At 68.1% G+C, this 25705-nt stretch carries 13 protein-coding genes; 5 read left to right on the top strand and 8 right to left on the bottom strand.

Annotation, left to right across the window (positions count from 1 at the left end; all coding sequences use genetic code 11):
* The first annotated feature begins 11 nt into the window (after positions 1–11).
* From ACWPN3_RS04635 to ACWPN3_RS04625, 3 genes are all read left to right on the top strand, one after another.
* Positions 12–1043, top strand: a complete 1032-nt coding sequence (locus ACWPN3_RS04635; RefSeq protein WP_492243531.1) for a lysylphosphatidylglycerol synthase transmembrane domain-containing protein — start codon at positions 12–14, stop codon at positions 1041–1043.
* Positions 1044–1155: 112 nt separating this feature from the next.
* The gene (locus ACWPN3_RS04630) at positions 1156–1908 is read left to right on the top strand and encodes a glycosyltransferase (RefSeq protein WP_492243532.1); all 753 of its coding nucleotides are present in this window, start codon (positions 1156–1158) and stop codon (positions 1906–1908) included.
* 173 nt (positions 1909–2081) lie between these two features.
* Positions 2082–3104, top strand: a complete 1023-nt coding sequence (locus ACWPN3_RS04625; RefSeq protein ID WP_109095365.1) for a glycosyltransferase family 2 protein — start codon at positions 2082–2084, stop codon at positions 3102–3104.
* A gap of 66 nt (positions 3105–3170) precedes the next feature.
* On the opposite strand, the gene ACWPN3_RS04620 is transcribed toward ACWPN3_RS04625, so the two are convergent.
* Together ACWPN3_RS04620 and asnB are read right to left on the bottom strand one after the other, a co-directional pair.
* Positions 3171–5060 (bottom strand): hypothetical protein, encoded by a 1890-nt coding sequence (locus ACWPN3_RS04620; protein WP_492243533.1) that lies wholly within the window; start codon positions 5058–5060, stop codon positions 3171–3173.
* Positions 5061–5110: 50 nt separating this feature from the next.
* The gene (gene asnB, locus ACWPN3_RS04615; RefSeq protein WP_492243534.1) at positions 5111–7027 is read right to left on the bottom strand and encodes an asparagine synthase (glutamine-hydrolyzing); all 1917 of its coding nucleotides are present in this window, start codon (positions 7025–7027) and stop codon (positions 5111–5113) included.
* 447 nt (positions 7028–7474) lie between these two features.
* Here asnB and ACWPN3_RS04610 point away from each other — a divergent pair, with 447 nt between their 5' ends.
* Positions 7475–8056 carry an FkbM family methyltransferase gene (locus ACWPN3_RS04610; RefSeq protein ID WP_492261140.1) on the top strand — a complete coding sequence of 194 codons (582 nt, stop codon included), beginning with the start codon at positions 7475–7477 and terminating at the stop codon, positions 8054–8056.
* Positions 8057–8251: 195 nt separating this feature from the next.
* On the opposite strand, the gene ACWPN3_RS04605 is transcribed toward ACWPN3_RS04610, so the two are convergent.
* The 6 genes from ACWPN3_RS04605 to ACWPN3_RS04580 form a co-directional block, all read right to left on the bottom strand.
* Positions 8252–9370 (bottom strand): DegT/DnrJ/EryC1/StrS family aminotransferase, encoded by a 1119-nt coding sequence (locus ACWPN3_RS04605; protein ID WP_492243536.1) that lies wholly within the window; start codon positions 9368–9370, stop codon positions 8252–8254.
* 79 nt (positions 9371–9449) lie between these two features.
* Positions 9450–10106: an acetyltransferase gene (locus ACWPN3_RS04600; RefSeq protein ID WP_492243537.1), complete on the bottom strand. Its 657-nt coding sequence runs from the start codon at positions 10104–10106 to the stop codon at positions 9450–9452.
* A 111-nt stretch (positions 10107–10217) separates the two neighbouring features.
* Positions 10218–11483: a glycosyltransferase family 4 protein gene (locus ACWPN3_RS04595; RefSeq protein ID WP_492243538.1), complete on the bottom strand. Its 1266-nt coding sequence runs from the start codon at positions 11481–11483 to the stop codon at positions 10218–10220.
* A gap of 26 nt (positions 11484–11509) precedes the next feature.
* On the bottom strand, positions 11510–12541 hold the full coding sequence (locus ACWPN3_RS04590; protein WP_492243539.1) for a hypothetical protein: 1032 nt from the start codon (positions 12539–12541) through the stop codon (positions 11510–11512).
* Between the two features lie 84 nt (positions 12542–12625).
* On the bottom strand, positions 12626–15619 hold the full coding sequence (locus ACWPN3_RS04585; RefSeq protein WP_492261139.1) for a tetratricopeptide repeat protein: 2994 nt from the start codon (positions 15617–15619) through the stop codon (positions 12626–12628).
* A gap of 70 nt (positions 15620–15689) precedes the next feature.
* A complete protein-coding gene (locus ACWPN3_RS04580) occupies positions 15690–17888 on the bottom strand; it encodes a tetratricopeptide repeat protein (RefSeq protein WP_492243541.1) in 2199 nt (732 codons plus the stop codon).
* Between the two features lie 731 nt (positions 17889–18619).
* Between ACWPN3_RS04580 and ACWPN3_RS04575 the strand changes: the two genes are divergently transcribed.
* Positions 18620–25612 carry a beta strand repeat-containing protein gene (locus ACWPN3_RS04575; RefSeq protein ID WP_492243542.1) on the top strand — a complete coding sequence of 2331 codons (6993 nt, stop codon included), beginning with the start codon at positions 18620–18622 and terminating at the stop codon, positions 25610–25612.
* Positions 25613–25705: the final 93 nt, after the last annotated feature.

Genomic DNA, 25705 nt, shown 5'->3' with positions numbered 1-25705 from the left:
GGTGTCTTTAGATGCGACCCCGCCTGAAGGCCCTGGTCAGCGTGCTGCTGGTCGCCCTGTTGCTGTGGCGGGTCGACGTGGCGGAGGTCGTGCGGGTGCTGGCGGTGGCCTCGCCGGGGCTGATGGCGCTCGCCGGCCTGCTGTTCTTCCTGATGCATGTGCTGAACGCGCTGAAGCTGCGGGTGCTGCTGCCGGAACTGCGGGCGGGGCGGCTGCTTGCCTACACGCTGGTGGCGCAGCTCTATGCGCTGGTGCTGCCGGGCCAGCTGGCGGGGGAGGCGGTGAAGGCCTACCGCCTCAGCCGCGACGAAGGGCGGGGCGAAGGGCAGGGAGAGATCGACGGCGGCCGCATCGTCTCGGCGGTGGCCTTCGACAAGGTGACGGGGATCGCCGGGCTGCTGCTGTTGACCGGCAGCGGGCTGGCGGTGCAGTCGGCACGCTTCGGCGACGGGCTGCTTGTGGCGGTGGTGCTTGTGCTGGCCGGGCTGGTCGCGGCGACCGCCTTGCTGGCCTGGGCGCCGGCACGCACGCTGCTTCTGGGTCTGCTGGGCTGGCGTGCCGGGCCGAAGCGCGAAGCCTGGCTCCTCGGCCCGCTGCGCCGCTTTCTGGAAGCCTGGCGCGACCAGGCACGCCGGCCGGGGCGGGCATTGCTGTCGGTCGCCGTCGGGATCGCGGTGCAGGTGGCGGCGGTCGCCGGCAGCCAGTCGCTCGGCCTGGCGGTGGGCATCGACCAGCCCTTTTCGGTGTGGAGCGCGGTGATCGGGTTGATGTCGGTGATCGTGCTGATGCCGGTCACCGTCGCCGGCATCGGCCTGCGCGAGGCGTCGCTGGTCGGGCTGCTCGATCTGGTCGGGGTGCCGCATGCCCAGTCGCTGGCGCTGGGCTTCGGCATCCTCGCCTTCCAGGCGATGGTCGCGTTGCTGGGCGCCGTCATCGACCTGACGGTCCTGCGCAGCCGGCCTGGGGCCGGGCCGCGCGAGGGCGTCGGAGGGATCGACTGGAACGCACAGCCTCCCACAAGGATTCCGGCGGACGATCGATGATCATCCTGAATGCCATGATCGCGGAAGTGGACATGGCCGCTGTCTTGAGCCATGACGAATCCAGTCAATCAGCGGGGCCAATCGGGAAGGCCCGATCAATAGGGTAGGCAGGATGAAAGTTTCATTGGTTATCCCATGCACGCACAGGGACGTTGCCTGCGTTCCCCGCTTGCTCCAAACCTATGCGTCGGCACCTGTGAAACCCGATCAGGTGATCGTCTCGCTGAGCTTGGCGCCTCTCGCCTCAAAAGCTGCCGTGTCCGAGGTTGGCGCAATCGGGACCGCTTTCGACGATTTCACCCTGATCAAGCATGACGGTCGCATGCGGCATGGGCCAAATCGGCAAGCCGGCTCGATGAGGGCAATTCATGAAATAATTTCCTACCAGGATGCCGACGATGAGGTGCATCCGCAGCGCATCGCCATAATAAGGGCAATGTTCGAAGCGCAGGACATCGTTCACCTGAACCATACCATGATCATGGATGGAGAAGAATTTCCGCAATATAATCAAGACAGACCAACAAATTTCAATGTTCGTTGGAATCATGATATATTCAACGAGAATTTTTCTGGAGGATGGTTTCTGTCATGTAAGGAAAAACAAAGCACATATGGTCATTTTACGGGATGGAAAGTGGCATCCGGTCTTCCATCCATTAGAAAGTCCGTGCTGGAACGGGTGAGATGGAAGGATTGGAATGAGCTTTATTTAGGCGTTGCCGAAGATTATGAGTTCAACACAGAAACATGTTTCGTGTTCAGGAAGTCGATGATAATCGATGCGGCGTTGATCAAATACACGCCCTTCCAGCGTCGCGAAACAACCGATGAGCTTCTGGGGGTGGTGCCTCCAACTCCGTGATTGAGGCGGCATCCAAATCTGTAGGGGATGCGGCATCGTCGCATGGCATTGTCCTTGATCGGGGAGCCGTGCCAAGTCCGCGCCCCAATTAGCCGTTGCGCTCGCCGGATCCTGCGGCCATACCATGGCCCGGCATCGCACCCACAGATGACAGCAGCCTCCGGACCCGTTCGATGACCCTCCTGCTTGCCCCCGGATCCGCCACCACGGACACCGGCACGGTTTCCGTCTCGGTCCTGATCCCGGTCTATAACGAGGAGGACAACATCGCCCCTCTGTGCGGCCGGCTGATCCCGGCGCTCGACGGGCTGGGGCGCAGCTTCGAGGTCATCTTCGTCAATGACGGCTCCATCGACGGGACGGAGGCGGAGTTGCAGCGGGTGGCGTCCGACAGCCGCATCCGCGTCATCAATTTCCGCCGCAACGTCGGCCAGACCGCGGCGATGATGGCCGGCATCGACCATGCCCGTGGCGACGTCATCGTGCCGATGGACGGCGATCTCCAGAACGACCCGCAGGACATCGCCGGCCTGCTGTCGAAGCTGGACGAGGGCTACGACGTGGTGTCGGGCTGGCGCGCCGACCGGCAGGACGGTTTCCTGTTGCGCACGCTGCCGAGCCGGATGGCCAACAAGCTGATCTCCACCATCTCCGGCGTGAAGCTGAACGATTATGGCTGCACGCTGAAGGCCTACCGGCGCCAGATGCTCCAGGGCTACCGGCTCTATGGCGAGATGCACCGCTTCGTGCCGATCTACGCCCGCTGGCAGGGCGCCAAGCTGACCGAGATGCCGGTGCGCCATCACCCGCGCCGCCACGGCCAGTCGAAATACGGGCTGGAGCGCGTGCTGAAGGTCGTGCTCGACCTCGTCGTCGTGAAGTTCCTGACCCAGTACGAGACCAAGCCAATCTACATCTTCGGCTTCGCCGGCCTGATGTTCATGGGGCTGTCGGTGCTGGCCGGCATCTATGCCATCTACCTGAAGCTGGTCGACGGCATCTCCTTCATCCTGACGCCGCTGCCGCTCCTGGTGACGATGGGGCTGGTCACCGGCGTGATGTGCATCCTGATGGGGCTGCTGGCCGAGCTGCTGGTCCGTATCTATTTTGAAAGCCAGGGCAAGAGCCACTATTCGATCAAGACCATGCTGAACTTCGACGAACAGCCTCCGCCGGACCGCAGCCTCCGCGATTGATCGGTCCCGATAAAGAAAAGGCCCCGTACCGTTCCCGGTGCGGGGCCTTTTCGCATCAGGGCATCGTCAGGGCGTCGCCGCCACCCCGCCGGGCGGCGTCAGTTCCTTCAGCCCGCCGTCATGGCCCAGCACGAACAGCCGCACCCGCTGGCCGGCCAGGTCTGGCGGAATGGGCAGGGCGAAGCCGCTGTCGGTCATCCGCCCGTCCTTGAGGACCGTTGCGACGTCGGGCCGCGCACCGCCGGTCGGGGCGGTCGCGACGATGCGGTCGCCCACCCCCAGCAGGACGAAGGCCGCCGGCGCCGGCACCGCCGCATCGACCGCCCAGCCGAGTGCCGCCAGTGAGCCAGAGGGAAGCTGCGTGAAGCGGTCGAGCGAGCCGAGCAGTCCGCCCCCCTGGCCGCCGTCGCGCGGCACTATGTCCAGCCGCAGCTGTGCCGAGGCTTCATCCAGCTTGCCCGCCTGCAACAGGGTGGCCAGCGTTCCCCGCTCCGGCCGGCTCGCGGCATCGGCGAGGATCGTCTGCACGAAATCGGCCTTCAGATCGTAGGCGGCCTGGAGGAACGGCGCGATGTTGCGCGGCGAGGCGGACGGGCAGACCAGCGGCTGGCTCCAGTCCATCCCGGCCGGCTTGCGGATGGCTTGCAGATAGGTGGCGACGCAGCGCTCCGCCGCCCCGTCGCGCTCCGCCACCATGCGGTTGAGGCCGGCGACGCTCCAGTGCCGCCAGAAGGCGTCCGTCCCGGCGCCATGGCCGACGGCGAGCGCCGCCGCCAGCACCAGCCCGGCAAACGCTCCCGCCCCGGCTCCCACCCTCGTGCGGCGGCCGAACAGCAGGGTCCAGCCGGCGACCGCGGCGGGGAAGGCCAGCAGCACCGGATAGGCGTAGCGCGGGATGGTGCCGCAGCGCATGGCGTTGGCGATGCCCTCGCCGCACAGCCCGGCCCGGCCCAGCGCGGTGGTCATAGTGACGATCACCGTCCCGGCGATCAGCCCGGAAATGGCGAGCGCGGCATTGGGCTTCTCCCGCCCGGCGCGGCCCAGCAGCAGGCCCGCCGCCGGGATGAGGCAAAGCGCCAGGGCCGCCGCTCCCGCCGCCAGCGACAGCGGGGCTCCCACCGCCTCCACCGGCAGGCCGGCGGCGGTGGCGAAGGCGCCCAGCAGGAAGGCCCAGAAGCCGCTATGCCAGGGCAGCACCAGCGGCTGGCCGGTGTGGTTGGCGTAGGAGCCGTGGAAGGTCATCCACAGCATCGCCGCGGTCAGCAGCAGACCGCCGCCGACCGCCACCAGCGTCCGGCCATCACGCTCCCCGTCCCGGCGCAGGGCCAGCACCGCCCCCGCTCCGGCCGCCCCCAGGGCATAGCTGGCGCCGAACACCCCGGTGGAACCGAAGGCCAGCAGGAACAGCGTCGCCAGCACCAGCCGCCCGCGGGCCAGCGTGTGAAGGAACAGGAACAGGCAGGTGAAGAAGATCGGCTGGGCCAGCCCCATGTGCTGGTAATAGAAATACTCGTTGTTCAGCGTGCCGGTCAGGAACAGCCCGGCCGCCGCCACCGGCACCCCATCCCAGGCCGAGCGCACGCAGTCCCGCAGCAGCACCAGGGCGTAAGCGGCGAGCATGGCGGCGAAGGCCAGCCAGCCGACCAGCCGGAAGGTGAGGAAATCGACGCCGATGGCCTGCCACAGCCCGTGGGTCAGCAGCTTGAAGAAGGGTGCGACATGGTCGCTGTCCTTGGCGAAGATCGACTGGAAGGTCAGCGGCTGCTGCACGCCCTGGGCGGTGCCGAAGAAATAGCCCCAATCGTCCCAATAGGGCAGGCCGGTGCTGGCATGCATGTTCATGCCGAACTGATAGGCGACGATCAGCGCCCCCACCCCCAGCAGCAGCCCGACCAGGGTGCGGGCGGACGACGACGCGCGGCCGGCGGGGACCTCGGAACGGGCAGCATCGTGCATGTCCGCGCCCCCGCGCGTCCGGGGGAACGGACGATCCAGACTGTCTAGGCTCATGCGGCGTTTTCCATCGGGGTCGGTGCCGGGGTCTGGGCCGGGCGGTCCAGCGCGGTGGCGAGCGCCGTCCAGGCCCACAGCAGGCCGCGGTGGTCGGCCTGTCCGCTGCGGTGCTCGTCCCAGCGCGCCGCCAGCCACTTGCCGTCCACCCCGATGCGCGCCGCAGTTTCCAGCGGCGGCTGGGGCAGGTGGCGCAGCCAGCGGCTCAAGGGGATGCCGAAGCCCTTCTTGGGCCGAGACAGGATCGCCGGCGGCAGCAGTGGAGCCATCGCCTTCTTCAGGATCCATTTTCGCGTGCCGCCCCGAATGCCGTTCGGCTGGAGCTTCACGCCGGCCGGCAGGCGGCTGACGAAGGCGACGAGGTCGCGGTCGAGGAAGGGCGAGCGCGTCTCCAGCGAGCAGAACATGCTGGCGCGGTCGGCCTTGATCAGCAAATTCTCGCCCAGATAGAAGCGGCCGTAGAACTCGATGGAGCGGTCGACGTCGTGCCGGCTGGCGCCCGAGCGCCACAGCGCGTCGGCCTCGTCATACAGCTCGTCGGCGGTCAGCTCGACGCCGAACAGCCGCGAGACCTCCTCCACCGACGCCGGCCCCAGCCAGGCCGGCATCCAGTGCGCCGGCCGGTGGCCCAGCCCGCGCAGCGCCCGGCGCAGCTTGAAGTCGAAGCTCATGTTGCGGTCCGACCGCGGCAGCCGGTGGGCCACCGCCTCCGCCAGCCGGTGCAGCGGGCGGGGGACGGCATGGTGGTAGAGCCGCGCCGTGCGCAGCGCGTCGAAGGTGTCGTACCCCGCGAACAGCTCGTCGCCGCCGTCGCCGGTCAGCGCCACCGTCACCCGTTCGCGGGCGAAGCGCGACAGCAGATGCGTCGGCAGGATGGAGGGATCGGCGATCGGATCGTCCAGCCGGCCCAGCAGCTCCGGCAGCATTCCCGCCGCGGTGTCGAGGTTCAGCGTGCGGCAGGCATGGTCGGTGCCGTAATGGCGCGCGGCGTCGGCCGCATAGCCGCTCTCGTCGAAGCTCGGCTCGTCGAAGCCGATGGTGAAGGTCTTCATGGTGGCCGGGTCGCGGTGCTTTGCCGCGAGCGCCACGATGGCGGCGCTGTCGATGCCGCCGGACAGGAAGAAGCCGACCGGCACGTCGCTCAGCATGCGGCGTTCCACCGCGCGGTCCAGCAGCTCGCGCAGTTCCTCGGCCCACTCATCGGGGCCGCCCGGCGGCTGGTCGTCCACCACCATCCGGTATTCCCAATACCGGCTGACCGACAGCCGGCGGCTGGCCAGGTCGTAGACCATGCTGCAGCCGCCCGGCAGCTTGCGCACCGCGGCATGGGCGGTCAGCGGCGCCGGGATGAAGCCGTAGGCGAAATATTTGACCAGGGCCTTGCGGTCCAGCGTGTCCGGCACCGACGGGTGCGACAGCACCCCGGTGGCTTCCGACGCGAAGACCAGCCCGTCCGCCGTCTCGGCATAAAACAGCGGCTTCTTGCCGAAACGGTCGCGGCCGAAGACCAGCCGGCCCCGGCGGCGGTCGTACAGGCAGAAGGCGAACATGCCGTTCAGCCGCTCCAGCATGTCCAGGCCCCATTCCCGGTAGCCGTGCAGCAGCACCTCGGTGTCGGAATGGTCGGTGACGAAGCGGTGGCCGGCCTGCTCCAGCGCGCGGCGCAGCTCCGGCGCATTGTAGATCTCGCCGTTGTAGACGATGACCAGATCGCCTTCCGCCGTGGCCATCGGCTGATGGCCGCCCTCGATGTCGATGATGGCGAGGCGGCGGAATCCCAGATGCACGGCCAAGGCGCCGCCGGTGTCGATATGGACGCCGTCGTCGTCAGGACCGCGGTGACGGATGATTCTGGTCATGACGGCGAGGTCGCGCTCGCCGCCGGGTCCGGCGAAGCCGGCGAAACCGCACATGGGGCTGCTCTCCCGAAGGGACTGCCGAGGGTGGCGACGGGGGCTAGGTGTAGCGCCTCCCCCGGCCGGGTGCCATGGCGAAATGCCGGACCCTGGGTGCCGGCGAGGCGGGGACAGCGGGCGCGTGGGCGGAAAGTCGTGGCTTCCGGGTCCTGCTTTGGCTACAGCAGGGGGCGTGGTATGCGGCCAGCTTGGCCAGGTCGGATGGGAGCGGGTGGATGATCGGTGGGCCGGTGGATCTGGAAGGCGGCTTCAACCGCATGCGCCCGTGCCGTCACGGCTTGATGGTCTACAACCGCAATGACCGCTATGTCGGCCGCTCCCTCGATCTCTACGGCGAATATGCCGAGTATGAGGTGGCCCTGTTCCGCTCGGTCGTGCGTCCGGGGGACGTCGTGGTCGAGGTCGGGGCCAACATCGGCGCCCAGAACCCTGCCGCTGGCCCGCATGGTCGGGCCGTCGGGCACCGTCATCGCCTTCGAGCCGCAGGAGATGCTGTTCAACCTGCTTTCCGCCAATCTGGTCCTGAACGGCGTGACCAGCGTGCGGGCCCGGCGCATGGCGGTGGGAAGCGAGGCCGGCACCATCCGGGTGCCGACGCTCGACCCGAACTGCTCCAACAATTTCGGCGCCCTCGGCCTCGGCGGGTGGGACCATGGCGAACTGGTTCCGCTGGTGACGCTGGACAGCCTGAACCTGCCGTCCTGCCGCCTGCTGAAGGCCGACGTGGAGGGCATGGAGGAGGCGGTGCTGCGCGGGGCCGGCGGGCTGATCGCGCGCCACCGGCCGGTGCTGTATGTCGAGAACGACCGGCGCGACCGCTCGCCCGCCCTGATCGGGCTGATCCGGTCGATGGGCTACCGGGTCTGGTGGCACACGGCCCGCCTGTTCCATCCCGGCAACTTCGCCGGCAACTCCACCGACCTGTTCGGCGGGGTCGGTGCCGTCAACCTCGTCGCCCTGCCGCCGGGCAGCGACATCCACATCCCCGAACCCGAGATCACCGACGATCACGCCTGGTGGCAGTGAGGCAACGGCCACGTTGCCATTCGCGACACCGAGCGCCTCGCCGAAGCCGGGGGCGGGCCCTCCGCCGGCAGCGTTGGCGATTCCCACGACAACGACTTGGCCGAGACGGTCGGCGCCCCCTGCAAGACCGAGGCGATCCGGCGCTGCGGGCCATGGCGAAATGGCAGGCCCTCCCAGATCCCGTTTGCGGGGTGGTCAGCGGCGGAAGCTGCGGATGATCTCCGTGATGCGGTCGATGTCGCCCAGGCCCAGCCCGCTGTGGCAGGGCAAATTCATGCCCCGTGCCGCCAGACCGTCGGTCAGGGGCAGATGCTCCTCCCGCTTGCGCGACGCCTCGCGGAAGGGAGGCAGGCGGTGCAGGGGATGGAAGAAGGGCCGGGTCTCGATCCGTTCCTCGGCAAGGCGGGCCATCAGGGCATCGCGGGAGCGGCCATAAGCGTCGTCCACCGTGATGCAGAACAGCCAGGGTGCGGGCTCCGCCCAGGGGGCGACCGGTTGCAACCCGATGCCGGGGATGTTGCGCAGCCGCTCGGCATAGGCGTCGAAGATGCTGCGGCGGTTGGCCAGGATTTCGTCCCGCCGCTCCAGCTGGGCGCACAGCAGGGCGCAGGCCAGATTGGTCAGGCGGAAATTGTAGCCGGTGACCGGGAAGTAATACCGCTCCGTCGGCGACATACCCTGGCCGCGCAGGGTGCGCATGCGCAACTCCAGGTGCGGATCGCTCAGGGTCAGCGCCCCGCCTTCGCCGCTGGTCATGATCTTGTTGCCGTAGAAGGAGAAGGTGGCGACCCGTGCCAGGCTGCCGCAGGGGCGCCCCTTGTACCGCGCGGTGTGCGCCTCGGCCGCGTCCTCCACCACCCACAGCCCGTGGACGGCGGCGAAGCGGTTGATGGCGTCCATGTCGGCGGGATGGCCGTAGAGATGGACAGCGATGATCCCCTTGGTGCGGGGGGTGACGTGCTGTTCCAGCCGGGCCGGGTCGATGCACCAGGTCTCCGGGTCGATGTCGACGAACACCGGCTCGGCCCCGACATAGCGCACCGCGTTGGCGGTGGCGATGTAGGTCAGCGAGGGGACCAGAACCTCGTCGCCCGGCCGCACGTCCAGCCCGAGCAGGGCGAGATGCAGGGCGATGGTGCCGTTGCAGACGGTGATCGCCGAACTGGTGCCGCACAGGTCGGCGAAATCCCGCTCGAACCGGTCGATGAACGCGCCGGTGGAGGAGATCCAGCTGCTGCGCAAGGCTTCGACGACGTAAGCCTCCTCGTTGCCGCGCAGGTCGGGGGCGGCGATCTGGATGAAGGGCTTGTCCATTACGACGGTGTTCTCGCAGAGAATGTGGCGGAATTGCCCTGCCCGCGAATAAGGCGTTCACGAGCGGGACGTTGGCGGCTTACCGTTCAAGAGGCCTTGCGGGATTGCCTACCACGGTTGCCCCGGGAGGAACATCGCGCGTGACGACGGCTCCCATTCCGATTACAGCCCCTTTGCCGATCACAAGAGGGCGATTGGGCTTTCCATCCCGAATGATGGCGCCTGTTCCGATGTAGACGTCGTCTTCAACAATGACGCGGCCGTTGATGCAGACCCGAGGAGCCAAGGTGACGAAATCGCCAACAACACATTCATGAGCGACATAAGAGTATAGATTGCAGTGAAAATGCTTGCCGATTACCACGTCTGACGTGATGATCGAGTAATCGCATATTATAGACCCTTCGGCTATTTTTACATTGTCGTAGATGCGCCGGAATGGAGAATGCACGCTGCCGATTTTAAGGCCGACGTCCTGGCAGCGCTCTGCAATTTCCCTTCGGGCTTTTGCATCGGCCAATGCGATGACAACAGAATAGTCTTTGAATTCCGGTGATGTCAGATCCGTGGGCGGCACGACCCGGATGCCGTTGATGGAGGTGTTGTGAAGCTCCTCCCGATCCGACACGAAAACGACATCGTCCTGCGCCTGCCCGGCTTCCCGCAACATCTCGCGAGCGATCGGCACAACTTCCCGACCGAAACCGCCTGCACCGTAAATGGCGATACCCATCATGAACCCTCAGAAGATTAGAGAAGCCGTTGCCGCGTCGCCCTTAGGATGATCCAGGATTCCTCAAAGGATTATGGCATGGCCCCTCAGATTATGGGAGGGGGCACGGTGTGCCTAGAATACGGGTAGAGACGCCATAAAGGCTTGATCGCCTTCGGAAACCGGGCGACCGAGCGCTTGTTTGTATAGAACTCCGAAGCCGCGTGCCGTCATGTCCCAGCGATAGGGTTTGACGGCCTCCGTTCCAATGGCCGCCAGGCGTTGGCGCAGATCGGCGTCCAGCCACATGACCCGGATCGCCTCCGCGATCTGCCCGATGTCGTCCGGATCGAAAAGATGCGCTCCGCCCTGGGATTGGGAAGGCAGGGACGTGGTGGTGGCGCAGGTCACCGGACAGCCCAGCGTGAAGGCATCCCACAAAGGCGCGCTTCCCGCCTCGAACTTGGTCGGGATCAGGGTGAAGCGGGCGAACTGGTAGAGCGTCGACAGATCGTCGCGGTCGACGTAGCCGAGGAAGCGGACCTGGTCGCCCAGCCCCAGCCGGGCGATCTCCTGATACAGAACCTGGGCATGGGCATTGAGGCTGCCGGTGCAGATCAACAGGGGCCGCAGCCCGTGCGTCCTCCTCAGACTGTCCAGCGCCCGGATGGCGCCCAGATGGTTCTTGTGAGGCCAGGTCTGGGCCGGCAGCAGCATATAGCCGTCGGGCATGAGGCCGTGGCGGGAGAGCACGCGCTTGATGCGGTCGATGTCGGGCTCCGGCACCTTGCCGGTGGTGGTTGCCCACGGCACGATGCGGACCCGCTCGGGGGCCAGATCGTACTGGGTCAGCAGATCCTGGGCGATCCAGCGCGACGTGCAGGCGACATAGGTCGCCTTGTGGCAGAAATACTGGTAGGTGGCCTCCCGCCCGATCAGGTCGTCGCGGGAGAAATAGTCCGGCAGATGGATGTGCTGCAGGTCGTGCGGGTGGTAGATGGTCGGCAGGTCGCTGTCGATGGCGAACTGGAAGGGCAGATGCACCAGGTCGACCCCCTCCCGGCGCCAGATGGCGGAAGCGTCCTGCATCGGCATGCCGAACTGCTGCACCGGGACGGTGAGGCCGAACAGCGTCTCGCTCAGCCGGTTGCGCCGGATCGGCACCACCACCTTGCGCGTCTCGAAATCGCTGTCCGAGACCGACAGGATCCGGGCATGCTCCGGGATCACGGCACTGAGCCAGCCTGTGTCGAACTTGCGGTCGCACAGCAGGGTGAAGCGGAAGTCGGCCGGATCGAGATGGGCGAGGGAGCGGGCATAGAGGCCCAACACCTCTGCCACGCCGCCGAAGGCGCCCGGCGCCACGCGGGCGTCGATGCCGATATGGATTGGGGGCGCCATCTTGGCCTCTCGTCTTTCGGTTCCGCTCAACGGCCTTGCAGGTCGGCCTGGATGCGCTCCCAGATGCCGCCATAGACCGTTTCCCAGGAATGGCGGGTCCGCACGAACTCGACCACGCCGGCGCTGCGCGCCTCATACTCGTCCCGGCCCATCGAGATGGCGCGCTCGATGATGGCGCGGTTCTGCCCGGCGTCCTGCGTCAGGTAGATCGCGTGCGGGCAGCGGAAGCCGCTTTCCGGCGTGACGATGGGCACCAGGCCGCGGGCGCAGTTTTCCAGGATGGCGGTGGCCTGGGCGTCCAGCGAACTGGTGTGGATGTAGAAGGCGCAGTTGTCCTTGATGAACTGGTTCTGCTGGGCGCTGCCATTGTCGATCCAGCCCAGCGAGATGACCTCGCGCCCCTGGATGCGGACACGCTGGTTGGTGTAGGCGCCTAGCGACGCGCTGCCCAGATGCACCCGCATCCGCTCCGGATCGATGCTGTTCAGCAGCAGGTCGAACCCCTTGTGCGGCCGCAGGTCGCTCATGTGCAGCAGGCCGTTCATGCTTTCCGGCGTGTAGCGGCGGGGCTCGCCGAACATGCGGGCCTCGCATCCCATGTCGACCCGCACAACCTTGTGCTTGATCCGGGCGATCAGGCTGTCGTCGTCCAGCGCCTGGATGCGTTCGTACCAATGTTCGCCGCAGATGCCGAAGATCAGCCGCGCCGCGTCCAGCTGGGTTTCCTGGAACGGAGTCCAGGGCCGGTATTCCTCGATGATGACAGGGAGGATCGGGGCAAGGATGTAGGTGTTGGGATGGGCCGGCCGGCCGGGTTCCAGCGCATTGTCGCGCACCCAGTCGTCGACCAGCCCGCCGCCGGCGTCGAAGGTGACGTGGCCCAGCAGGATGTCGCCGGGATTGGTGGTCACCCGTGATGCGGTGAAGGTGCTGTTGTGCACCGGCGTGTATTTGCTGAGAACGCGGCGGGCGTGTTTGCTGATTTCCGCGTTGTTGGTCTCGTATTTGTCATAGGAGTCACGGCGGAAAATATAAGGAGACCAGAAGAAATGCAGCAAAGCCGCTCTCCAACAAAATAGAGGCCATATGACGGGGGTTCTACACCCGCCGGCGGACTGGTGCAAGAATGGTCGGCCGCGCTTTTACCGCGCCCGCACCCAGGCCTGATACAGCCCGCCGAAGATCATCGGATGCTCCGCCTCCAGCCGGTCCCAGCGGGCCAGAGAGGTCATCGCCGGATCCTCGGGGAAGCGCTTGCGGTAGAGTGCCGCCACCGCCGGATCGGCCAGCCGGAAGCCCAGGAACTCCAGCTTCAGCGCGGCAAGCGCGTCGGCCAGCCAGGGCAGGGTGACGTGCAGTTCATGCACGTGCATCAGCAGGTCGCGGCAGGCGCTGGTGCCGTAGAAATCCGGGGAATGGACGACGCTGCGCGCCGGATGACCCTCCGGCAGGGCCAGGATGTCGCGGCGGACATGGCGGATGCCGTCCAGGGTCGGCGGATGGCCGCGCTCGGCGATGAACTGGCGGGCGGCCAGGATGGAGCGGCGGGCGGCGGCGCTGTAGAAGCCGATCTCCATCACGCCATGCGGGCTCATCATCCCGCGCAGCACGCGCAGGCCCGCCATCGGGTCTTCCATGTGGTGCAGGACGCCGACGCTGTGGATCACGTCGAAGCGGCGGCCCAGCGCTCCCAGCTCCAGCAGGTCGGCCTGGGCGAACTCGATGGTCTTCAGGCCCAGGCGCCGGCTCTGGCGGGTGGCGTAGGCAAGGCTGCGGCGGCTGAGGTCGACCGCCAGCACCCGTGCATTCTTCAGGGTGGAGGCCGCCCACACCGCCTCCCGTCCGGTGCCGCAGCCGGCGACCAGCACCTCCGGCGCCTCCCAGCCCGGCGCGTTCCAGGCAGGGGCGGCTGGCAGGGCGGCATGCGGGAACAGGGCATGCAGGAAGCGGGACAGCGGCATCGGCTCCGGCAGCAGCCCGGTGGTCATCCAGCGCGGATAGGGATTCTCCTCGTACTGGGCGCGCACGCCGACCGACACCGGGTGGCTGATCGGGGTCAGTTCCGGCAGCTCCGCCTGGATCGCCGCCTCGGCCAGCGGTTCGGCGACCTGCCGGTTCAGCAGCCGGGCGATCTCCTCGGGCCAGGACAGCGCCTGCAGGGCCTCCGCCCGCTCCCAGCGGTAGAGCGGCCGGTAGGCGCCGAGCAGGGCGACCAGGACCGCCGGCGGCTGCTCGCCGCTCGCCAAAGCCGCCTCCGCCGCGCGGAGCAGCACCGCCAGCACCTGGAACTCGCCGTCGGTCTCGGCGAAGACATATTCGTTGAGGAAGCACTGCTCGGCGATGGCGGCGCACAGGGTGCGCCAGGACGGCCGGTCGGGCAGGCCGGGGCCGGTCAGCGCCAGCGTCAGCACCCGGCGCAGCCGGGTCAGCGCCCGTTCCAGCCGGGGATCGCAGACCGGGGCGGCGCGCAGGTGAGCCAGCAGCAGCGCATCCTCCGCCAGCCCGGCGAGCGAGCCGTCGGCCAGCAGCGCCAGGCTTTTCCCGTCCAGCGTCCGCCCGTCGTCCTCGGGGCCCGCCTCCGGAGCGGCGAGGGCCTTGAGGACGGGCGATGCCATCAGGACGCCGGCGATGGCCCGGGACAGGCCGGCGCTTTCCACCTCCGGCCGCCCGAGCGCCGCCAGCAGGTCGGTGCGCAGGCCTTCATCCGGCCCCTCGCCGGATGCGGGCGGCCCGGCGTCCCGCAATGCTTCGACGAAGGCGATCCAGTTGCGCGGCATCTCGGGGGCGAGGCGGATCGCCTTGCGCACATAGGGCAGGGCCTGGTCGCGCCAGCCGCCTTGCAGGAACAGCGCGGCGATGCCGAAGCACAGCTCCGCATCGTCCGGAGCCGTGCGGGCGATGCCGAACGCCTCCGTCTCCGCCTCGGCCGTGCGGCCGGCGGCGATCAGCAGCGACAGCAGCGTTCGGCGCAGCGGCAGGGGAAGCGGCCGGCCGGCGGCGGCACGGCGCAGGTCCTCGATGGCGGCGTCGGGGTTGCCGGTCTCCTGGTGCAGGCGGGCGAGGTTGTTGTGGACCTCCGGCAGGTCGGGGGTGAGGCGCAGCGCGGCGCCATAGGCCTCCAGTGCGCCTGCGGCGTCGCCGCCGCTCTGCAGGGCGGTGCCGAGGTTGGCCAGCAGCGCCGTCCTGGTCCTGTCGTCCGGATCGGCGATGAGCGCCAGACCGTCGCGGCAGACGGTGACGGCTTCCGTCCAGTGGCCGGCGACGCGCAGGCTGTCGGCCAGCAGCAGCCGGGCATCGAGATGGCCGGGATCGACCGCCAGCACGCGGTGGAAGGCGGCGATCGCCGATTCAAGCTGGCCGCTGCGGTGGTGCAGGGTGCCGATCAGATGCAGCGTTCCCGCCAGCCGCGGGCGCAGCGCCACCGCCTGCTCGGCCTGCTCCAGCGCCTCCTCGTTGCGGCCGAGCCGGGCCAGCAGCGAGGCATGGTTGCCCAGGATTTCCGGCAAGACGGGGCGATGGGAGAGCGCGCGGCGGAACAGCGCCTCGGCCTCATCGACGCGGCCTTCCAGCATGCGGACCAGCGCCAGGGTGCCGAGCGCCTCGGCCTGCGCCTGCCGCAACGGCTGGGCCGGCTGCGCCGCACCGCCGGCAAGGCGCAGGGCCGTGTCGCAGGCTGCCGCCGCTTCGGCCAGCTGGCCGCGGCGCAGCCGGGCGAGCGCCTGCGCCCGGTGGGCCTGGACCGCGGCCGCTCCACCCGCCTCCTCATGCCCTGTCCGGCGCAGCGCTTCGGCTGCCGCGGCATAGCCGTCGTCGACACGGCCGGCGGCGATGAAGGCCAGGGCAAGCACGCTCCAGCCCTCCGCCCTGTCCGGCTGCCTGCGCACCGCCGCTTCGGCCCAGGCGACGCTGTCGGCCGGCCGGCCCAGGATGCGGGCGGCGTCGGCCAGCGACAGCAGTGCGGCCGGATCCTGCGGCGGGGTGCCGCACAGCGCGCGGTACGGCCCCTCCGCCTCCTCCGGCCGGCCGGACCGGCACGAATCCAGCACCTGCGCCAGACGTTGGCCGGCGGCCTGATGGTCCGGACCGCTTTGGCCGGTCGGAAGGCCGGCGGTCCCGGTTGCGCTGTCGGTGGTCATGGAACTGGACCTTTGGGCTGGAAGGAGGCCAGGGGTGACAGGGGCCGGAGAAGACGGGATCCGCCGGGCCTCAATAGGCCTGGTACGATTTTTCCTCGACCAGCTCGGAGCCGAGCAGACGGTTCAGGTCGCGCTTCAGCGCGGCGCGGCGGTCGTTGGTGTGGTAGACCTGCCGGGCCAGCTCGACGAAGCGCGGGCCGAAATCCTTGGCACGCTCGCAGTCGCGGATCTCGTCCTCGACCTCCCACAGGGTGGTGTTGACCGCGCGCAGCCCGTCGATCAGCACGGCGACCTCCGGACGCGCGGTGTCGGCCTGCACCGCCACGGCGAGCAGCGCCTCGCGCTCGCGCCGGACGTTGGCCAGCTTGTCGGCGTCGGCGATGCGCTCCGTCTTGATGTCGAGGATGGTGATCTTGTCCAGCAGTTCGCCCCAGGAGACGGGCGCCAGGATCGGCATGTCGGAAGCTCCATTCTGACGGAGGGGGAGGGAAGCGGCGCGTTCGCGGAGTGCGCGCTCCAGCCTGTCGATGGTGTCGTCCCAGTGCTGCGGCCTTGCCTGCCGGAACAGGCGCATGGTCGGATACCAGGGGCTGTCCTCGCGGTCGAGCATCCAGCGCCAATCCGGGGCGAAGGGCACCAGGACCCAGATCGGGACGCCGAGCGCTCCGGCGAGATGGGCGACGGAGGTGTCGACGCAGACCACGAGATCGAGGTTCGCCATGATTGCGGCGGTGTCGGCGAAGTCCTTGATGTCGGGCGACAGGTTCAAAAGCGGGAAGCCGCCCGGCGGGTTTGCCGCCTGTCCTTCGGTGGGTCCCTTCTGGATGGAGACCAGGCTGACGCCGGGGATCGCGGCCAGCCGGGCGAAGGGGGCCAGCCCGATGGAGCGGTTCCTGTCGTTGCCGTGGGTGGGCGATCCGGCCCAGACGATGCCCACCTTCAGGCCGCCCCCGTCCCTTGCCAACCCCTTCAGCCGCTCGCCCCAGCGCGCAACCAGATCGGGCTCCGCCGACAGGTAGGGAACGCGGTGCGGGATGGTGTCCATCTGGGTGCCGAACACCTCGCCCAGGCTCAGCATCGGCAGGTGCAGGTCGAAGTCGTCGGTGCCGAGCTGGCCGCTGACGACCCGTTCCACGCCGGGCAGCCCGGCCAGCACCCGCTTCAGCGGCGCCGGCACTCCCAGGATCACCCGGCCGCCGCGCGCCGCCACAAGGGGAACGTAGCGGCAGAATTGCAGGCTGTCGCCCAGCCCCTGCTCGCCGTGCAGCAGGATGCGGCGGCCATCCGGCGGTTCCCCCGTCCAGCGCGGCTTGGGCATGGCGGCCTGGGCGGGCGCATCCTTGCAGCGCAGCCGCCATTCATACTCGCGCCAGCCCTCCTCGAAACGGCCGCCCACCAGCAGGGCCATGCCCAGGTTGCGGCGGGCATCCGGACCGGCGGGGTCGATGGCGACGGCGCGGCGGAAGCCGGTGACCGCCTCAATCAGCCGGTTCTGGTTCAGCCGGGCGTTGCCGTGGTTGGCATAGCCGCCGGCGAAGCCCGGATCGACGGCGACGGCGCGGGCATGGGCGTGCGCCGCATCCTCCAACCGTCCCAATTCCTGCAAGGCCAGGCCGAGGCTGCTGTAGCCTGCGGCGAAATAGGGATTGAGCGCCACGGCGCGGCGATGCCACGCCGTGGCCGCCTCCGCCCCGGCCCCCGTCTTGTCCAGGGAGCGCAGCGCGATGCCCAGGTTGTTGCAGACGGCCATATTGGTGGGGTCGATGGCGATGGCGCGGGCATAGGAGGCGACGGCATCCTGCAGGTCGTCGCCCTCCTGCAGGACATTGCCCAGCCCCGCATGGCCCTCCGACCCGGCGGGGGAGAGGCGGATCGCCCGGCGATAGGCGTCCCGGGCATCGGCAGGGCGCGACAGCCCGCGCAGCAGGCCGCCCACATTCTCATAGGCGGCGGCGAAGTCGGGGCGCAGTGCGACGGCGTTGCGGTAAGCCGCTTCCGCCCCGGCTGCATGGCCCTGGTCGCGCAGCAGGTTGCCCAGATTCAGACGCGCTTCCGCTATGGCGGGATCGATCCGCAGGGCACGGATCATCAGGCGGAGTGCGGCTCCCCCCTGTCCGGCGCGGCGGGCGACCAGCCCCAGCAGATGCAGCGCGTCGGACTGCTCGGGCGTGATCTCCAGGATACGGCGGTAGAGCCGCGCTGCCGCGGCCAGATTGCCGCTCTGATGATGCCGCACTGCTGCGGCGAGCGCGTCCTGAATGGTCGCCATGCTCGATCGGTCGTCCCTGGCCCTTGGGTGTCTTCGTGTGGCGGCTGTCCGGCGGCGCCTGTTGCCGCAAGGGAATAACGGGTGTTCCCGAATTCTCCAAGCGCATCCTCGCTGCTGCGGCAAACGAAATACAGGCCGTGTTATCAACTTGTAACAACGTGGCCGTCATCGTCGAAGCCAGAGCTTGGCGGCAGATCGGCGGCGAAGTTGTGAAAGTCACGCAAGTCTTCGTCGCTCTACACTCGATTCGAGAACGGCTTCCTCCTGCCCGGGGTCACGTTCCCGCCTGGAAGCCCTTGGGACTGTGGGTACCACCAACTTCGTGCGTGCTGTGGCGATTTCGCCATACCGGGCATTTCGCAAGGCATTGCAAAGACTTGGGGGAACAGCACTCCGCCGTTCAGGATAACGGCTTCACAGAGTGTCACAAGACCGGCCAGTTCGGTCTACCCACTTCGGTAGAAACGGATTGCCATAGGCGCAGTCCTTCGGATAACAAGGGCACGGTGTGTTAGGTCGCGCTAGGACTGAGTCTGTCTGCCTGCATCCAGTGTGGCGCACACCTTAGAATGGTTCATCCGCCGGCGAGCCAAACCTGAAGGGGATTACTAATGGCTGGAACCTACACCGTAGGAGTAACTACGGGTTCAACCCTAACATTGGGGCAGTTCTCTACGATTATCGGTAACGTTGGCACCGATGTCATCACGCTCGGAACCGCCGGTAACACGGTGTCGATTTCGACGCTTGAGACCCTGATCGGCAGCACCGGCACCGATTTCATCACCTTGACTTCCGGTTCCACCCTCCAGGTTTCGCTGTTGGAAACCCTGGTCGGTAGCACCACCACCGACGTGGTCACGATTGGCACGTCCGGCTCCACCATGCTGGTGAACCTGCTTGAGACGATCACCGGTGGTGTTGGGACCGACGTCGTTACGCTGGGCACGTCCGGCAGCACCATCCTGGTCTCCGCGGTGGAGACCCTGACCGGCGGCACGGCTTCTGACATCGTCACGCTGGGCACGTCGGGCAACACGGTCCTCGTCAGCCTGATCGAGACGGTTACCGGCGGCACCGCCACCGACGTCGTCACGCTGGGCACCGGCGGCAGCACCATCACGGTCGGCGCGATCGAGACGCTGACCGGTAGCGCGACCACCGACGTCGTGACTCTGGGCACGGCCGGCAACACCCTGCTGGTCAATGCCGTCGAGACCCTGACCGGCAGCACCGCCATCGACGTTATCACGCTGGGCACCGGCGGCAGCACCGTCACGGTCGGCGCGATCGAGACCCTGAGCGGTACGGCGGCTTCCGACGTCGTGACGCTGGGCACGACCGGCACCACCCTGCTGGTCAACGCCATCGAGACCCTGACCGGCAGCACCGTCATCGACGTCGTGACGCTGGGCACGGCCGGCAGCACCATCCTGGTCAATGTCCTCGAGACGCTGACCGGCGGTGTCGGCACCGACATCATCACGCTCGGCTCGGGCGGCAGCACCATCCTGGTTTCGGGTCTGGAGACCCTGACCGGCGGCACCACCACCGACGTCGTGACTCTGGGCACGGCCGGCAATACCCTGCTGGTCAGCGGCATTGAGGCGATCACCGGCGGCACCGCCACCGACGTCATCACTCTGGCGTCGGGCGGCAGCACCATCACGGTCGGCGCGATCGAGACGCTGACTGGTACGGCGGCTTCCGACGTCGTGACGCTGGGCACGACCGGCACCACCCTGCTGGTCAACGGCATTGAGGTCATCACCGGCAGCACCGCCATCGACGTGGTCACGCTGGGCACCGGCGGCAGCACTGTCACGGTCGGCGCGATCGAGACCCTGACCGGCACGGCGGCTTCCGACGTCGTGACGCTGGGCACGACCGGCACCACCCTGCTGGTCAATGCCATCGAGACCCTGACCGGCAGCACCGTCATCGACGTCGTGACGCTGGGCACGGCCGGCAGCACCATCCTGGCCAATGTCCTCGAGACGCTGACCGGCGGTGTGGGCACCGACATCGTCACGCTCGGCTCGGCCGGCAGCACGGTCCTGGTTTCCGGCCTCGAGATCCTGGTCGGCGGCACTGCTTCCGACATCGTCACGCTGGGTACGGCCGGCAACACGGTCCTGCTGCGCGGCATCGAAGTGCTGACCGGCGGTATCGGCACCGACGTCGTCACCCTGGGCGATACGGCGAACACGCTGACCGTCGGCGGCATCGAGACCCTGACGGGCGGCTCGTCCACCGACGTGGTCACGCTGGGCACCGCCGGCAACACCCTGCTGGTCACCCTGGTCGAGACGCTGACCGGTAGCACCGTCATCGACGTCGTTACCCTGGGTTCGGCCGGCAACACCGTCCTGACCAACCTGCTGGAGACGATCACCGGCGGCGCCGGTAGCGACCTCGTCTACCTCGGCACCACGGGCAACACCGTCCTGGTTTCGGGCGTTGAGGTTCTGGTCGGCGACACGGCTTCCGATATCGTCACGCTGGGCACGGCCGGCAACACGGTCCTGCTGCGCGGCATCGACGTTCTGACCGGCGGTGTCGGCACCGACGTCATCACGCTGGGCAACACGGCCAACACGCTGACCGTCGGCGGCATCGAGACGCTGATCGGTGGCACGGCCTCCGACGTGGTCACGCTGGGCACGGCGGGCAACACCCTGCTGGTTTCGGGTCTGGAGACCCTGACCGGTAGCTCGGGCACCGATGTCGTTACCCTCGGCTCGGCTGGCGGCACCATCCTCACCAGCTTGCTGGAGACGATCACCGGCAGCAGCACCTCCGACCTCGTCTACCTCGGCACCACGGGCAACACCGTCCTGGTTTCGGGCGTCGAAATCCTGGTCGGCGGCACGGCCTCCGACATCGTCACGCTGGGCACGGCCGGCAACACGGTGCTGATGCGCGGCATCGACGTGCTGACCGGCGGTGTCGGCACCGACGTCGTCACCCTGGGCGATACGGCGAACACGCTGACCGTCAATGGCATCGAGACGCTGATCGGTGGCACGGCCTCCGACGTCGTGACGCTGAGCACGGCCGGCAACAGCCTGCTGGTTTCGGGTCTGGAGACCCTGACCGGTGGCGTGGGCACCGACGTCGTCACCCTGGGTTCGGCCGGGAACACGATCCTCGCCAGCCTGCTGGAGACGATCACCGGCGGTGCGGCGACCGACGCTATCACCATCGGCACCGCGGGCGGCACCCTGCTGGTTTCGGGTCTGGAGACCCTGACCGGCAGCACGGCGACCGATGCCGTCATCCTGGGCACCTCCGGCAACACCTTGCTGACCTCGGGCATCGAGTTCCTGCAGGGCGGCGCGGGCAGCGACCTGGTCTTCATCGGCTCGACTGGCAGCACCTTCCAAACGGTCGCGCTGGAGTTCCTGATCGGCGGTGCGGGCACCGACGTCATCACGCTGGGCTCGGCTGGCAGCACCACCACGGTCCGCGGTCTGGAAATCCTGACCGGCGGCTTGGGCACCGACGTCATCACCATCGGCGACACCGGCACCACCATGGTGGTTTCGGGCATCGAGACGCTGGCTGGCGGTGCGGCGACGGACGCCATCACCATCGGCACCGCGGGCGGCACCCTGCTGGTTTCGGGTCTGGAGACCCTGACCGGTGGCTTGGGCACCGACGTCATCACCATCGGTTCGGCCGGCGGCACGCTGCTTGCCAACGGTCTTGAGACGATCACCGGTGGCACGGGTTCGGAACTGGTGTTCCTGGGCTCGGGCGGTTCGACGGTCTCGGTGTCGGGCATCGACATCCTGATCGGCGGCGTCGGCACCGACGTGGTCACGCTGGGCACGGCCGGCAACACGGTTCTGCTGCGCGGCATCGAGACGCTGACCGGCAACGTCGGCACCGACATCCTGACGCTGGGCGACACGGGCAACACCGCGACGGTTTCGCTGTTCGAGACGATCATCGGCGGCACCGCCACCGACGTCATCGCCTTGGGCACGGCCGGCAACACCGTCTTCGTCTCGGCCGTCGAGACGCTGACCGGCAATGTCGGCACCGATGTCATCACCCTCGCCTCGGTCCTCGGCAACACCACGCTGGTGTCCGGCATCGAGACGCTGACCGGTCAGGCCGGTAACGACGTCGTCACCCTGGGCACCGCCGGCAACACCGTCCTGGTGTCGCTGCTGGAGACCCTGACCGGTGGCGTCGGCACCGATGTCGTCACCCTCGGTACCGTGGGCGGCACCCTGCTGGCCTCGGGCATCGAGACGATCACCGGCGCTTCGGGTACGGACCTCGTCTTCCTGGGCTCGGCCGGCAACACGGTCCTGGCTTCCGGTCTGGAGTTCCTGATCGGCGGTGCGGGCAGCGATACGGTCAACCTGGGCACTTCGGGCAACACGGTCATCGTCCGTGGCATCGAGAGCCTGACCGGCGGCTTGGGCACCGACGTCATCACCATCGGCGACACCGGCACCACCATGGTGGTTTCGGGCATCGAGACGCTGGCTGGCGGTGCGGCGACCGACGCCATCACCCTGGGCACCGCGGGCAACACCCTGCTGGTTTCGGGCCTGGAGACCATTACCGGCGGCACGGCCACCGACGTCGTGACCATCGGTTCGACGGGCGGCACGCTGCTTGCCAATGCGCTGGAAACCATCGTTGGCGGCACGGGTTCGGAACTGGTGTTCCTGGGCTCGGGCGGTTCGACGGTCTCGGTGTCGGGCATCGACATCCTGATCGGCGGCGTCGGCACCGACGTTGTCACGCTGGGCACGGCCGGCAACACGGTCCTGCTGCGCGGCATCGAGACGCTGACCGGCGGCGTGGGCACCGACGTCCTGACGCTGGGCAACACGGCCAACACCGCGACAGTTTCGCTGTTCGAGACGATCATCGGCGGCACCGCCTCCGATGCCATCACGATCGGCACCACGGGCGGCACCCTGCTGGTTTCGGGTCTTGAGACCCTGACCGGTAGCTCGCTCTCCGACGTCGTCACCCTCGGCTCGGCCGGCAACACCCTCGCGGTGACGCTGATCGAGACGCTGAACGGCGGCTCGGGCGTCGACGTCGTGTCGCTGGGCACGGCGGGCAACACCCTGCTGGTCTCGGCTCTGGAAACCATCACCGGTTCCACCGCCACCGACCTGATCACCATCGGCACGGCCGGCAGCACGCTGCTCGCCAACCTGCTGGAGACGGTCACCGGCGGTCTTGGCACCGACGTGATCTTCCTGGGCTCGTCCGGCAACACGATGCTGGCTTCGGGCATCGAGATCCTGGTCGGCGGCACCAACACCGACGTCGTCACGCTGGGCACCACGGGCAACACCCTGCTCCTGCGTGGCCTGGAGACCCTGACCGGCTCCGTCGGCACCGACGTCGTCACCATCGGCGACACCGGCACCACCATGCTGGTTTCGGGCATCGAGACCCTGGCCGGCGGCGCAGGCCTCGACCTGATCCAGCTGAGCACGGCGGGCAACACCTTGCTGGTTTCGGGTCTGGAGACCCTGACCGGTAGCGTGGGCACCGACATCATCACGCTGGGCACCGTGGGTAACACCCTGGTGGTCAACGCGATCGACACGCTGACCGGCGGCACGGGTTCCGACCTCGTGTTCCTGGGTTCGGGCGGTTCGACGCTGCTGGCGGCTGGCCTGGAAATCCTGGTCGGCGGCACGGGCGTCGACGTGGTCACGCTGGGCACGGCTGGCAACACGGTGCTGCTACGCGGCATCGAGACGCTGACCGGCGGTCTGGGTACCGACGTCATCACGCTCGGCAACACCGCCAACTCGCTGATCGTCGGCGGCATCGAGACGCTGATCGGTGGCCTCGCCTCCGACATCGTCACGCTGGGCACGGCGGGCAACACCCTGCTGGTTTCGGGTCTGGAGACCCTGACCGGTGGCGTGGGCACCGACATCGTAACCATCGGCTCGGCCGGCGGCACGCTGCTGGTGAGCGGCATCGAAACGGTGATCGGCGGCACGGGCCTGGAGGTGATCTTCACCAGCACGGCTGGTTCGACCCTCACCGTCTCGGGTGCGGACTTCGTGATCGGCAGCGCCGGCACCGACGTCCTGACCCTGGGCACGGCCGGCAACACCACCACCATCCGCGGCATCGAGACGCTGATCGGCGGTGCGGGCAGCGACCTGGTGATCCTGGGCGACACCGGCAACACGCTGAACCTGGGCTTGGGCATCGAGATCCTGGTCGGCGGCACTGGCACCGACGTGCTGACCATCGGCACCTCGGGCACGACCCTGCTGACCCGCGGCATCGAGACGCTGATCGGCGGCGTGGGCACCGACGTCATCACGCTCGGTGACACGGTGAACACCATCACCGTGACGGGCATCGAGACCCTGACCGGCGGTGCGAACACCGACGTCGTCTTCACCGGTTCGGCCGGCGTGACGATGACGGTCTCGGGCGTCGAGTTCCTGGTCGGCGGCACCGGTTCGGATGTCGTGACCCTGGGCTCCTCGGGCAACACGGTCATCACCCGCGGCATCGACACCCTGTCGGGCGGTGCGGGCAGCGACCTGGTGTTCCTGGGCGACACCGGCGTCACCATGACGCTGGGTTCGGGCATCGAGATCCTGGTCGGCGGCGCTGCCACCGACGTCATCACTCTGGGCACCTCGGGCAGCACCCTGCTGACCCGTGCGGTCGAGACGCTGATCGGCGGCGTGGGCACCGACGTCATCACCCTGGGCGACACCCCGAACACGGTCACCGTGACGGGCGTTGAGACCCTGGTCGGTGGCGCCAACACCGACATCGTCTTCACCGGTTCGGCCGGCGTGACGATGACGGCCTCGGGCGTCGAGTTCCTGGTCGGCGGCGCCGGTTCGGATGTCGTGACCCTGGGTGCGGCGGGCAACACCGTCATCACCCGCGGCATCGACACCATGATCGGCGGTGCGGGCAGCGACCTGGTGATCCTGGGCGACACGGGCGTCACCATGCGGGCCGAGAGCGGGATCGAGATCCTGGTCGGCGGCGCCGGTTCCGACATCGTCAGCCTCGGCGATGGCGGCAACACGGTCCTGCTGCGCGGCATCGAGACCCTGACCGGTGGCACCGGCAACGACGTGATCACGCTGGGCAACACCGGTGTGACGATGTCGGTCTCGGGCATCGAGACGCTGATCGGCGGCACGGGCACCGACGCCATCACGGTGACCGGCGGTGCGGGCATCCGCTTCCAGGCCGGCACGGGCGACAGCCTGAGCCTGGCTTCGGGCAGCGGCACCGACACGGTGGTGTACTCGTCCTTCACCGACATCTCGGCGCTGGGCGCGAACACCGGCTTCGTCTCGGTCTCGAACTTCCAGTCGGGCACCGACAAGGTGCAGCTGACCGGTACGGCCCGGACCGCTGCGGATAAGAACGGCGATGCCTCGCTCTCGACGGCCTCTGCTGCGACCAACGGCGTGAACATCGGCTCCAACGAGCTGGTGAGCCTGACCTCGGTCGTCAGCGGCAGCCTGACGGACGCTTCGCTGGCCAGCTTCCGCTCGGCCCTGGGGACGCTGACGAACTCGTCGGCTGGTGCAAGCACGCTGGTTCTGGCCAACAACGGCACCAGCTCCGGCCTGTACCAGGTGGTCGACACCAACGGCGACGGCCAGGTGGCCGCCACCGAGGTCCGGCTGCTCGGCGTCTACAACGGCACCGTCCTCTCGCTCTCCGACATCAACCTCGGTTGATGATGGGGCTCGGTTGATGATGGGGGCGTGAGCCCAAGCCTGCTAAAAGGAGGGGGCGCCCGCAGGGGCGCCCCCTTTCTCTTTGTGCGGACC

Source organism: Azospirillum sp. UENF 111221, from assembly GCF_058780625.1.
Note: the sequence above shows the minus strand (reverse complement) of the source record. Positions and strands in the feature narration are given on the sequence as shown.